Here is a 13823-nt window from a genome sequence, read left to right on the forward strand (position 1 = left end):
AATGAAAATTGCTGAGGGGTCAACCCTCTCAAAGAGCTTTAATGTCTTAATTGGAGAGATTTGCGATGCAGAGCCTAGCACAGCGCAGCTTGGCCGTTTTGAGTTGCGGTTTAATGAGTTCTGGTACCCTTGCCCTTCTAGCAGCGGTTCCTGCCCAAGCCCAATCCCGTTTTACCGATACCCAAGGCATTTGGGCACAGGGCTGTATTGATCACCTTGCCAGTCGCAACATTATCAGCGGCTATCCCGACGGCACATTTCGGCCTTTGGCGCCAGTAACCCGCGCTGAATATGCGGCCATGCTGGGGAAGGCGTTTCCCAATGCCCCAGTGGTGCGGGCCCCTGGTACGTTTAACGATGTCCCCAGTACATTTTGGGCAGCGAGTGCGATTCAAAACGCGACCCGGACCGGCTTCTTGAGTGGCTACCCCGGCAATGTTTTTCAGCCCAATCAAAATATTCCTCGCGTTCAGGCAATTGTTGCCCTTGCCAGCGGCTTGCAATATCCCACACCACCTTCTGTTGAGGCAGTTTTAGCCCAGTTCAATGATGCGGCTGCGATTCCCGCCTATGGGCGAGCCGGTGTAGCTGCGGCGACCGCTAAACAGGTGGTGGTCAACTATCCGAATGTGCAAGTTTTTGGCCCTAATCAACTGGCTACCCGTGCCGATATTGCGGCATTCCTGTGTCAGGCGACCCGTGCTCCCGGTGCCCAAGCCCTCGTCCCGACACAGTACATTGCGGGTGCAGCCACCACTTCACCCATTGCACTACCGGCTGGTCAACAGATTCCGGCTCGTTTTCCCGATGCGGAGCGGATTGTCCTGAGTCCCAGTGAAACGATTGCCCTGCGCTTGGTGACGGCTGCCGATGTCCGCGATAGTCAGGGTCGAGTCGTCATTCCCGTAGGCAGTGAAATTTTTGGCCAGATCCAGCCGGCCCAAGGAGGCTCCCAATTTGTGGCCAATACAGTGGTGATCAATAACCGCCAGCTACCGATCGCCGCCAATTCCCAAGTCATTCGCACGATTCGCGATGCCCGCGACCCCAACATTGGCAATGTCTTCCGCAATGCGGCCATTGGGTCAGCGGTGGCGGCTGGATTGTCTGGCCTGCTGGGCAATCAAAAGATCACCCCCTTGAAGGTGCTCACGGGAGCCGCAACCGGCGCAGCCATTGAAACCAATCAGGGGCGTCCGGCAACTTCGATTATTCGGGATACATTAATTGGGGCGGCCGTTGCCACCGGTGCCTCGGCGGTGATTGGCGATCGCAAGATTACGCCCGAAAAAGTGATTACCGGTGCCGCCGCCGGTGCCACGATTGGGGGTGTGATTGATCCGGCGGTACGGCGACTAGTGGTGGTTGATGCCAATACGGATTTGCGCCTGACCCTGACTCAGTCCTTTACTGTCCCGCAATAGAGACTAGGCACGGGCTAACCCCAGCGATCGCGCGCAGTCCTCCACTGCCTTGGCCACCGCTGGTGCCACCCGGGGGTCAAACACCGAGGGAACAATATAGGCTGAGTGGCGTTCCGAGGGACTCACCAAGCCCGCGATCGCTTCTGCTGCCGCGAGGAACATTTCCTCGGTCATTCGTGGTGCTCGACAGGCAAGGGTACCCTTAAACACCCCCGGAAAGGCCAGCACATTGTTGATTTGGTTGGGGTAGTCACTGCGGCCAGTGGCGACCACCGCCACATGGTTATAGATGAGTTCTGGTTGGATTTCCGGAACCGGATTGGCCATGGCAAAAACAATCGCTTCTTTGGCCATGCGCTGTACCATTTCCACTGTGAGGACACCAGGGGCGCTCAGGCCAATAAAGACATCGGCATCCCCAAGGGCATCGGCAAGGGTTCCCGTTTGGGTAACGGCAAATTCCTTTTGAGCGGGAGTTAGGTCTGTCTGCAGTGAGAGAATGCCGCGGCGATTACATAAAATTAAGTCTTTGGCCCCCGCTTTGCGCAGGAGTCGTGCCACGGCAATCCCAGCCGCCCCTGCGCCATTAATCACAATGCGCACCGTTTCTAAGGATTTACCCACGAATTGCAGGGCATTTTTAAGGGCCGCAAGGGTGACAATGGCCGTGCCGTGCTGATCGTCGTGAAACACAGGGATATCCAGTTCCGCCTGCAGGCGAGCTTCGATGTCAAAGCAGCGGGGGGCACTAATATCCTCTAGGTTGATGCCACCAAAGACAGGGGCAATCCGCTTCACGGTGGCAACGATTTCATCCACCTCTTGGGTGGCCAAACAGATGGGAAAGGCGTCCAAGCCAGCAAATTCTTGAAAGAGCATGGCTTTGCCCTCCATCACCGGTAGGGCAGCCTCTGGGCCGATATTGCCCAAGCCCAACACAGCGCTACCGTCACTGACAATGGCAACGGTATGGCTTTTAATGGTGAGTTTGTGAACCAAGTCTGGATCGTCAGCGATCGCCTGGGATACCCGACCCACACCCGGCGTATAGGCCATCGCCAGATCGTCGTATTCTTGCAGCGGATGCTTGCTCTTAATGGTGATTTTGCCGCCCTCATGGAGGCGGAAGGTGCGATCGCTCACCTCTAGCACTGTGGCTTGGCCGTCAGATTTCACAGCATTGACAATAGCCTGCCCATGCTCCTGGCTGGCAGCCACCACCACCAGTTCCCGCAGGATTCTATTGGCCGTTTTCTCAAGGAGCCTGATGGAACCCACTTGCCCCTGTTGCCCGCCAATGATCTGAAGAACCGTTCCCAATTCCGTTGGATCCAAGGAGGTCTCTAATCGCAGGGTCAGACTGTAGGCAGGGGTTGGCGTCAGTTTCACCATCGATAGCGCTCAAGAGTTCACGGCAGAAGGTACCGTCTGATAATAGCACCTCTGCCTAGCTTCCTGTTTGGGTGGCAATGGGTAGTGGTTCGGCTTTGCAGGCGGCCAAAATGGCGCGATCGCTGGCGCTCAAGGGACGCAAACTATAGAAACTGGGCAAATCAATTTCTGCTGGATAGGGCTCTTCCTCGTAGGTGGGCAGAACCGTCACCTGCAACTGGCGATCGCCCACGGTACCCCGAAAACAGTCAAAGGAGGAATTGGCCAGGTAAAGCGCCCCATAGACCTTGCGATCGTGCACTTCAAAGACAATGTAGCTACGACCTATTTGTTGCGGTTGGGGAGATTCGCCAAAGAGGTAGAGTCCATTCGCCAACGGCAATTGATGTTGTCCTGCTAAAAGGCTTGTCGGGCGAGCGATCGCCAGTCCATTGGTAAACCCAAGGGTCACAACTCCCAATACAACTGAAAGTGACCAACCCAAACGTGCCAACGAAATCATTTTATTTCCGTACCTGAGACGAGAAGTCGCTCAAACCAGCGTTTTGAAGCGTCAAGCGTAGCGAAGGGCGGTGTCGTTACGCTGATACCTTGATCGTGACAGGTTAATAGCTGTTTTTCGTTAGAACTATGCCAGTGGTGGCACAGGCACAAACTCACTGCTAGGAACTATACTCTTTGCTAGTAATCTAGGCACAAGTTTCCTGAGTCTCCATTGAGGCGGCGAACAGTAAAATGAACATTGCTTCTTGCCAGTAGATTTTGTTGTCAAGAGTAAAAATAAAAACGGTGCCACTGATGACCCTTAGGATCGAACACGGCTAGGACAAATCCTGAGGGTAGGGAGCATCAATTCCTACACTCGCTCTAGGGATAGAGCAGCGAGCTAGTCGAGTGCTGCAAAATCAACCAAATACAGCTACCTCTTCATCAGCAAAAAGAATCAGGAACACAAGCTGCCACACAATCGTCCAGCGTATCAAAAGCAGCTAAAGCCCACCACATTAAGGCTTTGCACCTTCAAATACATTCAGCATTCAGCATTACAAAGGAGGATTTTGCTCATGGGAGTGCGCAACTCTCTCATTATTGCTGCTATTGCTACTCTTTTGAGCGTGAATATAGCCCAGGCTGAGCAGAAAAAAAAACCACAGTTCCCATCGGTTGACATCCCGCTAATTGGTAATTCATCACGCAAGGCACCTAGGGACGGATCGGTTGACATACCGCTAATTGGTACTTCATCACGCAAGGCACCTAGGGAAGAGTTCATGCAAATAGGTGGTAATCCAGGTAATCCTTGGGATTCTCAAAACAAGTGTTATATCGGTCGCCCACCCCAACATTACGAATGCCCCCCCGGCACTCGCCTTATTGACCTTGATCCATCAGCAGAAATTTGCTGGCGCTGCGAAATCCCAACGGATTAATAGCTCAGCGAGTATTTCTCCATAACTCTCTATACCTCTTCCCCACCCTAATTGCCAACAATGACGAAGGAGGAGATCACCATGAAAATTTTTACTAACACAAAAGCCATTGTTGCTATTCTCTCTATCACTTTTGGTCTGGGGGCAACGCTTTCCCTAGCACAAACGCCTGCAATGCGACGGCGGCCCCCTGGTGGTCCTACTCCGATAGGGCTGCCCCTCCCATCAGAGCCGCGGCGGATTGAGAAAAACAATGCTCCACCTGAAGTAGAAGAACCACCTTTTCTGCAACGGCCTCTACCTCAACTGCCTCAGCTGCGCAGTCTCCCCATACCCGATGAGATTGAAGAGCGCCAAGCCTCGACCGACTTGCTGGGTAATGCCCAAAAGCCCTGTCCAAAGACGATTCTGCTCAAGGCACCCCCGCCCAATAGCACTACGCCCTATGGTCCGGACTTCCCCAGCACCCCCGGTCCACAATGGATAGAGCCAAATTTCAACGGTACTACGATAAATCGCCACGTACGGCATACCTTCCAATGGAACGGGTGCAAAGAACGCTGCTGCGAGGTACAAAAGGCCAAGCTGGTCGTAACAGCCAAGGCGCTGACGAATGGCCAGTCGAACCAAAGCCCTGATGCCGGTAATGACAGCATCTCCATCTGGAAGAACGGCAGTGTGCTGTACTGGCAGTACCTCTGGCCTAACACTGGGGTGAGCGCTGGAACGGTGACAACCCTCACAATTCCCATTCAGCCCTCTTGGCTGGACGGCTGCCGGTTAAGCTTTCAGGTGCAAGATGATACGGCGGTGCTAGATGCTAAGCTGGTAGCCACTGGTTGCTGCCTGAAGCCCAATATTAAGCCATAATCCACTTTTCCTGGGCGCCCTGAGGGCGCCTGTTTTTTGCCTGAATTGCCTTAGTCGGCTATTGCAGTTGACTGATAGCAGTGGATTAATTTCCTTTTAACCTCACATATTTTCAGTCCGATAGAAAACGTTAATTTTCTTTGCAAAGTCCTGAGTTGTGTAGCCTGGATCGCACAGAAAAATCAAGGCAAAAGGCTATCATGATTGTCAAATTGCTTCTGAGTTCGGGTTATGACACTGTACATCGGCAACCTCTCCTACGAGGCCACTGAAAACGATCTTCGCGAAGTTTTTGAAAAATATGGTGCCATTCGCCGGATTGTGTTGCCGGTGGATCGCGAAACCGGTAAGCGACGGGGCTTTGCGTTTGTCGAACTGGCAGATGAAACCCAGGAGGCCGTTGCCATTGATGATCTTGATGGTGCCACATGGCTAGGGCGAGTCCTGAAAGTGAACAAGGCCAAGCCAAAACAGCCGGGGGGGCAGTCAAACTCTTCCTTATAAGGGCATACTGGTAGGGAAGTGCTGTTCACTTTTCCTGCTATGCCTCGACGTTCGCCATCTCCACCGCGTCCCCGTCCCCAAACTCGTCGTCCTCCAGAGCCAGAATCCAAGTCGGCGGTGAACACCCGTACCTTGGCGGTCTTGGGCGGCGTTTTCATTATTGGGGTTGGCGTTGGCGTCACCTTTAGCAAAACCACGACCCTTAACCCAGATAACGTGGCCTCGACGCAGTTTATTGATCAAGCAGCGCCCAATCCCGATATTTGCGTGCAATTTGGCGCGAGCGCGATCGCGGTGGATACGCGGATTTTTGTGACCTTTAATCCCTTTTCGGTTTTTGTGTCTCAACCCTCAATGCAACCGGGCTGTGTTCTGCGGGCCAACAACGTTGCCCTCCTAGAGCAGCGACAACTCATTACGGGTGAACAGTTGCGCAGTTGTCGCCAACGGCTGAATACCTTTGGCTATGTTGGTAACCTAGACGCCAAGCCTGAAATTAGCTGTGTCTATCAGAGCACAACGGATAAAAACCTCTTCCTCAAACTCTCAGGCTTGGGTAATGGTGCTGCGGGTGAAACCGGTAATTTCTAGGACGCAACAGTGAAGGCGATGAAGTGGCCACGGCTACGCTGGCGTGCAAGCCAAGGTGTCCAACGCTTGGGTACAGCCCTTCTCTTAGGGGGTCAAGTCATCTACCGTGTGCTGCGGGGGCGGATTGCTCTGCGTAACTTGATCGAGCAAATGGCTTTGGTGGGGCCTGCCTCCCTCAGTGTTGCCCTGATTACAGCTGCCTTCGTGGGTATGGTGTTTACGATTCAAGTCGCCCGTGAATTTATTGCCTTTGGTGCCACGTCTGCGGTGGGTGGGGTGCTGGCGATCGCCCTTGCGCGGGAACTAGGGCCTGTACTGACAGCGGTGGTGCTCGCCGGCCGGGTTGGCTCCGCCTTTGCAGCTGAAATTGGTACCATGAAAGTCACTGAGCAAATTGACGCCCTCTATATGTTAGGCACCAACCCCGTAGATTACTTAGTGGTGCCACGGTTTATTGCCTGTGTGGTCATGTTGCCAATTCTTAATATCCTAGCACTGGTAACGGGTTTGTGGGGGGGGTTGATTATTGGCGATTATCTCTACGGTATTCCCCCTGGGGTATATATTGAGTCCATTCAGAACTTTCTGCAAACTTGGGATCTGTGGAGTTCAATTATCAAATCGGGCATTTTTGGTGGTGTGGTGGCCATCATTGGCTGCAGTTGGGGCATTACAACCACGGGGGGCGCCAAGGGAGTCGGTCAATCCACCACGGCAGCAGTGGTGATCTCGCTACTGGCCATTTTTATTCTCAACTTTTTCCTGTCTTGGGCACTCTTTGGCGGCAACAGTAGCCTCGTACCCACGTTCTAGAGGGCTGGTCTATGGAACTGCGAGTGGGGCAAGGCTGGCGGGTGGGCTGGCGCAGTGATCAACACTATGCAGGTCTGGTGGGTGCCGAGGATTGGGCCACCGAACTCACTGACGCTGAGTTTAGGGCATTTGTGGAGCTATTTCGCCAACTCCATGAGCAGCTTCAGGCGATCGCCCCCGAATTGATGCCCGAGGAAATGATTACCCTCAGTGGCCACAACGACGCTGTGCAGTTGGAATTGGAGGGCTATCCCCATGCCTATAGCCTGCATCTGATTGTGTTGGGCGATCGCCGCGTTGAGGGTACATGGCCTGCCCCTGTGCCCCCAGACTTTCTCCTTGCCTGCTGTGAACTGAAGGACGGGATTGCGAAGGGGCAAAGTTTACAATAGAAGACATCCTTCTCGGTTGCGATCGCCCCTATGACCTCTGCGAAATCCCCGAAGGTCAGCCCCCCTTTGGCGGCACTAGTGAACACCATCAAACAGTTACAACAGCAAGAGCAAATTGGCGGACTCATTGCTCCCTTGGTGAGCTTTGTCCAAGAAACCCTCGGTATGTCCTTTGTCTGGTTGGGGCTGTACAATGAAGCCTCCAAACAACTCATTGGCCAAGGGGGAACAACGCCCGTCGGTGATCATCCCTTTCTCAAACAGAAACTGACCCTTGCTGCGGGCAGTCTTCTCGATCAGGTGTTGATGAACCGCAAGCCCATTAGTTTGCCTAGTCTTAAGGAGGAACCTCGCCTAGGAGAATTACGGGAAGCCGCCACCCGTTTGGGTATTCAAGGCACCGCTATCTATCCCATTGTCCGCCATCGTCAACCCCTTGGCATTCTCATCACCGGTTCCACCACATGGGGCGATACGCTGCGGGGGGATGATTTGGCCCACATGAGCCTCCTAGTCAGTGCCCTTGGACCAGAACTAGAACGCCTAGCAGCCACCAAAACAACGAAAGGGGTACCAGAAGCAAAGCAGGTGGCTGCTGCCGCAATGACTAGTGATGACCCCATACGCCATCTGCTGCAGGAGGCCAGCCGTGCCAATAGCTTCAGTCAGCGTATTGAAGCCCTGTTGCTGGCAGTGCACCAATTCTGTCAACCTCAACGTACCAGCCTCTTTTGGCGAGATGTGGCGCAACCCCTCTATCGGCGGCGCAGTTACACCGTTGGTAAACCCCAGAGCCGCGAGAGCCAGCGACAACCCCTAGCAATTACGCAGCAGGAGTTAGCAGGTTGTTATACTGCCCTTGCCAGTGGCCAAACCGTGAGTGTCAGCGATAGCCAAAGTGTGGTCAGTGCCACCGCACCATTGCGGCTGATGCAAATGCTCAACTGCCGTGCCCTTCTGGCAACCCCGATTCTGGTGGGCACCGAGGTCGTGGGCTTTCTCACATTCGAGCGCAATGACCCTTACCCTTGGAACGACAACGAGAAGAAGCTCCTGCAAATCACCGCAGAGCTATTGGCCTTAGCAGCCCCCACTGAACGTCTGGAACATCTCTTGGCACAGACGCAGCATGCCCAAAGCTTGGTGAGTGAGTTGGCTCAAGCCATCTGTGATGAGCAGGACTGGCGGCGGGTGCTCCACCGTGCGGGCGAAAGGTTGGCGGCGGATCTGGGGGCGCAGTGGGTCTTTTTGCTGACCTATAACTCCCTGACCCAAGCCTTTGATGTTGTGTTTCAGTATCCGGCTCCCCGGGGGCGCGATCGCCATCCCCCCTTCCCACCATTGCAAAAAATGGACTGGCAGCTTCTGGAAACGGCAACAACAGCCATTGCCCTTGAGGACTACAGCAATGAATTGCGCCTTTACTCTTGGAAAGAGGTTCTCGGCAAGCTGAATATCCAGTCCCTTCTAGCGGCAACCACCACCCCTGGCCATTCTCTGGAGGCGCTGCTGCTGGTGGGGCGCACTGAACCCACCCTTTGGGGCAAAGGTCAGCAAACCCTTGTACAGGAGGTGGCTCGCCTCCTTGGCCTGATTAGCCATCAGTGGCAACTGCAAAAGACCAATACGCAGCAGGAGCAGGTGCGATCGGCGATGTTGGCGGGGTTAAGGGCACTGCAACGCACCCAAAACCTCGAGCGCCTTGAACTGACGGGCTTGCAGCAGCTCATGAATTTGATGCAGGTGCCCCTTGTTGCTTTAGTAACTTGGCAACCCGGTCAGACCGTTGGCTCGATTGTGGCACCGCCCCCCAGCCATCCCAAGTTTGTCATTCGCAACGACATTGAGATTCCTATCTATGAGGATCCCCTCATCCACAGTGCCCTGATGGCCTCCCAAGCCGATGTCAATGGCAATCCCTACGCTGGGTTGATTCAAACCACGGCAGCCGAACTGGATCCCCGTACCCGTGAGTGGCTGTCGGGGCCAGATATTGGCCAAATTTTGGCGATCGCCCTGCGCACAGATCCAGAATATGAGCCTTCGGGAGTGCTGATTGTGGCCGATCACCGCGATCGCCTCTGGTCAACCTTGCACCTAGAGGCCTTCATTACCCTTGTCAACCATTTAGCTTGGGCACACCGCAGCACCTCCCTTATTCAGATGCTCACCCAAGGCTGGCAGACCCTTGAAACCCTCAACTGGTACAAACACCGTCGCCTTGAGCAGGTCTATGGTCAACTCACGAGTTTCTGCCAGCAGTTGACGCAATGGGTTCAGGAGCACCCCGAGGCAGACCCACTGCTGCGGCGGTTGGGCACGCTCCTGCAAACCCAGTTGGAATCTCTCCATCCTCTCCTGAGCCATGAGGTGTGGCAACTGGACAAAGCCACCCACACAGCAGGCCTAGCGGTGGTCCTCAAGCGAGTGATGGATCGCATCGAAAACTGGAAGCAGCGCAAACAACTGTGGATTCAAGTTCACAATCAGCCCGTGCTCACCCTCAATGGCGACCTTAGCAAGCTGGAGTTAATCCTCTATGAATTGCTGCTTTTTGCCTGCCAGCGATCGCCCTCCCAAGGTCGCATTGACATTTGGTGTCAGCAAATTGAAGGCATCGGTCAGGGGGGGAAAACGGCGTCTTGGCTGGAACTCTCCATTACCGACAATGGGGAAGTGGAGCCACAGTTACTCATTAAACTGCACCAACTGGAACATCTTGACTGGCTAGCTCCCTCTAGCCTTGATCAGCCCCCCGGGCGCCACCTCAAAATTTGCTGCCATCTTTGTCAACGCCTAGGCTACAGCCTTGACATGTATAAGTTAGAGGATGGCCGCTTCCTCAGTCGTCTGCTCATTCCCCTCAATCATGGCGACACGGGTACCTTCGAACTGCAATCCTCACAGCCACGCCAATGACCCCCAGCACGATCGCTCTTCTCGGCCTCCCCAACACTGGTAAATCGACATTTTTCAATCGCATTGCTGCCGCCCGTGCCCGTGTGGGCAACTGGCCAGGGATTACGGTGGACTTAGCAGAAGCGGAGATGTCCCTCAATGGTGAGAGGGTTAAGCTGGTGGATTTACCAGGCATCTACGATCTAGCGGGGACAGCTGCCGATGAAACCATTGTGCGTGAGTTTTTCCAACGGGTGCCGGTGCGGTTGGTGTTGGTGATTCTCAATGCCAGTCAGATTCAGCATCAATTGCGCTTAGCCCTGCAGGTGAAGGCGTGGGGGCTACCCATGGTGGTGCTTTTGAATATGGCTGATGAGGCTGGGCAACTGGGGATTGAGATTGATACTGCGAAGTTGAGCGATCGCCTGGGGGTGCCCGTCGTTGCTCTCAGTGCTAAATACGGTGGTGGCTATTGGCAGGCCTACGAAACAATTTGCCATGCGCTCAAGGAAGCCCCTATTCCCCAAGGGCCGCTCCTGCAACCAACGTTGCCAGAGCTTGATTCGGGAGCGATCGCACCCCTACTAGCGGACACCGTCACTTTCCCTAGTCGCACCGTTCGTAGACTGACAGAGCAATTGGATGACTGGTTGCTACACCCCCTGTGGGGACTGCCCCTGTTTTTTGGGGGGCTATACCTTGTCTTTCAAGTGGTGTGGGTACTGGGTCTAGGGCTGCAGGGCTGGCTCAGTGATACCTTTGAAGCCTTTCAGGGACAGGTGCTAGAGCCAGTTTTTGCCGGGCTTCCCCCCTTGCTCAGCAGTTTGCTGCTTGAGGGCCTCTATGGCGGCATAACCACAGTGGCAGCGTTTGTGCCCTTAGTCACCATCTTCTTTATTGTGATGGCGATCGTCGAAGACAGTGGCTACTTGGCCCGGGCTGCTTATCTCATGGATGGGCTCATGGCCCGCTTGGGTTTAGATGGCCGCAGTTTTGTTCTCGGCTTGATGGGCTTTGGCTGCAATGTCCCGGCCCTGATGGCCACCCGCATTATTCGCTCGCCGGGGCTGCGGCTACTGACAATGCTGATCATTCCCTTTTCCCTCTGTTCAGCACGGCTACAGGTGTTTGTCTTTCTCATTGCCTGTTTGTTTCCACCGCAGTGGGGGGCAGCGGTCCTTGTGTCTCTCTATGGTTGGAGTATTCTCGCCGCCTTGTTCACGGCCCTCTGTTTTCAAGGTTATTTCCCGAATACAGATCCCTTTTTGCTGGAGTTGCCCCCCTATCGTTGGCCGACGGCACAACAGGTGATCCTGCGGGCCTGGGGCGAGGTGCGGCACTTTCTCTCGCGGGCAACGGGCTTCATTATGATGGGTGTGTTGGTGGTGTGGGCATTGACCCATTTGCCCTTGAATGCAACCCCCTCAAGCCCAGAGACCTGGGCGGGCCGACTGGGGACGGCGCTACAGCCGCTTTTGGCACCGGTGGGCATTACACCTGAACTGACGATCGCCCTCATTGTTGGCTTTGTGGCTAAGGAGATTGTCATTGGCGCGTTGGCAGTTATCTATCACCTTTCCGGTACCTCCCTACAGCAGGCGATCGCCCAGGACTTGACCCCCCTGCAGGCCTACAGCTTTATGCTTTTTACGCTCCTTTACACCCCCTGTCTCAGCACCCTGGCCACCCTCTGGAGTGAATCAAAACGCGGACCGTTGACAATTTTTGCTACCCTCTATGCCTTGGGGATAGCGTGGCTTGTGAGCGGCGCTGTCTATCAACTGGGGCACTGGTGGGGCTGGGGCTAATGGCTACTCTCTGTGGCATTGGTGTTGGTCCTGGGGATCCCGAACTCATCACCCTCAAAGGCTGGCGACGCTTGCAGCAAGCGACGGTGATTGCCTTTCCTGCGGGGCTACAGGGGCGCCGCGGCATTGCCGAGGAGATCATTGCCCCCTACAAACAACCCCAGCAAATTTACCTCCCCCTGGAATTCCCCTATGTTCTTGAGCCAGATATCTTAGAACGGGCATGGCAAAAGGCAGCGGATCAAGTCTATGCATACCTCACTCAGGGCAGGGATGTGGTGTTTGTCTCTGAGGGGGATGTCAGTTTCTATAGTACGTTTTCCTATCTAGCAGCCGCCCTCCAGAACCTTGACTCCCAGATTGCGATTGAGGTGATTCCGGGAGTTTGCTCGCCCTTGGCGGCGGCCGCCAGTTTAGGGGTGCCCCTGACCCTGGGGAGCGATCGCTTGGCAATTGTCCCAGGGATGTACCACGGAGATGACCTCGCTCGGGTCTGGGCATGGGCAGAGGTGGTGGTTTTCATGAAGGTGCGATCGGTCTATGGCCAGGTCTGGCATTGGCTCAAGGAACAGAACCTCCTGGAGCAGGCGGCAGTGGTGAGCTGGGCAACAACGCCTAAACAGCAAATCTACACCCCCCTTACGAACTATCCAGAGTTAACCCTGCCCTACTTTTCGCTGCTCATTCTCTGGAAGCAGCGCCCAATTTTGCAGAATTTCTCGAGGGCTTAAGTCAAGCCTAGGCGGCCACTGAAATAGTCCTGTAACTGTTGGGCATGGTCATGAGCTAAATCGGCTAAGGGGACGTCACTGAGGGCAAAGGCGGCCACGGCCCGCACTTCCTTGATATCCATGACCTGTGGCTCACCGCTGACGCGGGCAGTGATCGCGATACACACCGCATGCACCCGCGGATCCCGCTTCGGGTCAGAATAGACCCCCACTAAACCCTCAAAGCAGGTGAGGGTGAGACCCGTTTCCTCCGCTAATTCCCGTGCCCCCGTGTCGAGGATCGTTTCTCCCCAGTCCATCATGCCCCCTGGCAGCGACCATTGCCCCGTATCGCGGCGTTGGACCAAAATCAGGCGATCGCCTGCCGTCAAGGCAATGACTGACACCGCCACAAAGGGATGCCGCCAGAATCGCTTCAGGAAAAAGCGTAGAACTCGCCAAAACCCATTCACCCTTGCAGCCGCTCCAGATCCGCTAGCACTTGCGCCACGTGGGCAGCGGGTTTGACCCGCCGATAAATGGCGGCAATTTTACCTGTGGGATCGATGAGAAACGTATCCCGATAGACACCTAGATATTCCTTGCCCATGAACTTTTTCGGGCCATAGCTGCCGTAGGCCTGGGCAACTTTGGCATCCACATCTGCCAGCAGACGAAAGGGCAAGTCGAGCTTTTGCTGGAATTTGGCGTGGGAGGTGACACTATCGGGGCTGATGCCTAAGATAACGACGTTGCGATCGCCCAAGGTGGCACTAAGCTCACGGTAGGCACAGGCTTCTGTGGTGCAGCCAGGGGTATTGTCACGGGGATAGAAATAGAGAATCACCCACTGGCCTTGAAAGTCAGCCAAACGCACCAACTGACCCGTGGCATCCGCCAGTTCAAAGGGGGGAGCGATCGCCCCAGCGGTTAGGGACATTTTTGAGCAATTCCCAAGGGTTGACCCTTTCTATCTTCCCCCAGTTTGGCT

At 54.8% G+C, this 13823-nt stretch carries 14 protein-coding genes; 10 read left to right on the forward strand and 4 right to left on the reverse strand.

Features of this window, described 5'->3' with window-relative positions; genetic code table 11:
* The first annotated feature begins 65 nt into the window (after window positions 1-65).
* Complete coding sequence (locus TLL_RS07295) at window positions 66-1424, forward strand: S-layer homology domain-containing protein (RefSeq protein ID WP_011057279.1); 1359 nt, start codon at window positions 66-68, stop codon at window positions 1422-1424.
* Between the two features lie 3 nt (window positions 1425-1427).
* Here the strand turns inward: TLL_RS07295 and TLL_RS07300 are convergent, their stop codons facing one another.
* Both TLL_RS07300 and TLL_RS07305 read right to left on the reverse strand, forming a co-directional pair.
* Window positions 1428-2816 (reverse strand): NAD-dependent malic enzyme, encoded by a 1389-nt coding sequence (locus tag TLL_RS07300; RefSeq protein ID WP_011057280.1) that lies wholly within the window; start codon window positions 2814-2816, stop codon window positions 1428-1430.
* A gap of 55 nt (window positions 2817-2871) precedes the next feature.
* Window positions 2872-3318 carry a hypothetical protein gene (locus TLL_RS07305; RefSeq protein WP_011057281.1) on the reverse strand — a complete coding sequence of 149 codons (447 nt, stop codon included), beginning with the start codon at window positions 3316-3318 and terminating at the stop codon, window positions 2872-2874.
* A gap of 562 nt (window positions 3319-3880) precedes the next feature.
* Between TLL_RS07305 and TLL_RS07310 the strand changes: the two genes are divergently transcribed.
* From TLL_RS07310 to TLL_RS07350, 9 genes are all read left to right on the forward strand, one after another.
* Entirely contained in the window at window positions 3881-4246 is a 366-nt protein-coding gene (locus tag TLL_RS07310) for a hypothetical protein (protein ID WP_164920877.1), read from the forward strand.
* An 81-nt stretch (window positions 4247-4327) separates the two neighbouring features.
* On the forward strand, window positions 4328-5116 hold the full coding sequence (locus TLL_RS07315; RefSeq protein ID WP_164920878.1) for a hypothetical protein: 789 nt from the start codon (window positions 4328-4330) through the stop codon (window positions 5114-5116).
* 231 nt (window positions 5117-5347) lie between these two features.
* Complete coding sequence (locus TLL_RS07320; protein WP_011057283.1) at window positions 5348-5620, forward strand: RNA recognition motif domain-containing protein; 273 nt, start codon at window positions 5348-5350, stop codon at window positions 5618-5620.
* A 39-nt stretch (window positions 5621-5659) separates the two neighbouring features.
* Window positions 5660-6211, forward strand: coding sequence for a DUF3172 domain-containing protein (locus TLL_RS07325; RefSeq protein ID WP_164920879.1), 552 nt, complete (start codon window positions 5660-5662; stop codon window positions 6209-6211).
* Between the two features lie 18 nt (window positions 6212-6229).
* Complete coding sequence (locus TLL_RS07330; protein ID WP_164920880.1) at window positions 6230-7024, forward strand: MlaE family lipid ABC transporter permease subunit; 795 nt, start codon at window positions 6230-6232, stop codon at window positions 7022-7024.
* Window positions 7025-7035: 11 nt separating this feature from the next.
* Window positions 7036-7416, forward strand: coding sequence for a DUF1818 family protein (locus tag TLL_RS07335; protein ID WP_011057286.1), 381 nt, complete (start codon window positions 7036-7038; stop codon window positions 7414-7416).
* Window positions 7417-7446: 30 nt separating this feature from the next.
* On the forward strand, window positions 7447-10335 hold the full coding sequence (locus TLL_RS07340) for a GAF domain-containing protein (protein WP_011057287.1): 2889 nt from the start codon (window positions 7447-7449) through the stop codon (window positions 10333-10335).
* Window positions 10332-12122, forward strand: a complete 1791-nt coding sequence (feoB, locus tag TLL_RS07345) for a ferrous iron transport protein B (RefSeq protein WP_011057288.1) — start codon at window positions 10332-10334, stop codon at window positions 12120-12122. The genes TLL_RS07340 and feoB overlap by 4 nt, the downstream gene beginning before the upstream one ends.
* Window positions 12068-12853 (forward strand): precorrin-2 C(20)-methyltransferase, encoded by a 786-nt coding sequence (locus tag TLL_RS07350; RefSeq protein ID WP_011057289.1) that lies wholly within the window; start codon window positions 12068-12070, stop codon window positions 12851-12853. The genes feoB and TLL_RS07350 overlap by 55 nt, the downstream gene beginning before the upstream one ends.
* Here the strand turns inward: TLL_RS07350 and TLL_RS07355 are convergent.
* Together TLL_RS07355 and bcp are read right to left on the reverse strand one after the other, a co-directional pair.
* Window positions 12850-13305, reverse strand: coding sequence for an NUDIX domain-containing protein (locus TLL_RS07355; RefSeq protein ID WP_011057290.1), 456 nt, complete (start codon window positions 13303-13305; stop codon window positions 12850-12852). The two genes, TLL_RS07350 and TLL_RS07355, sit on opposite strands and share 4 nt — an antisense overlap.
* Entirely contained in the window at window positions 13302-13772 is a 471-nt protein-coding gene (gene bcp / locus TLL_RS07360) for a thioredoxin-dependent thiol peroxidase (RefSeq protein ID WP_011057291.1), read from the reverse strand. Before bcp ends, TLL_RS07355 begins: the two co-directional genes overlap by 4 nt.
* Window positions 13773-13823 lie beyond the last annotated feature (51 nt).

Origin of the sequence: Thermosynechococcus vestitus BP-1, from assembly GCF_000011345.1 — a bacterium.
Taxonomy (GTDB): domain Bacteria; phylum Cyanobacteriota; class Cyanobacteriia; order Thermosynechococcales; family Thermosynechococcaceae; genus Thermosynechococcus; species Thermosynechococcus vestitus.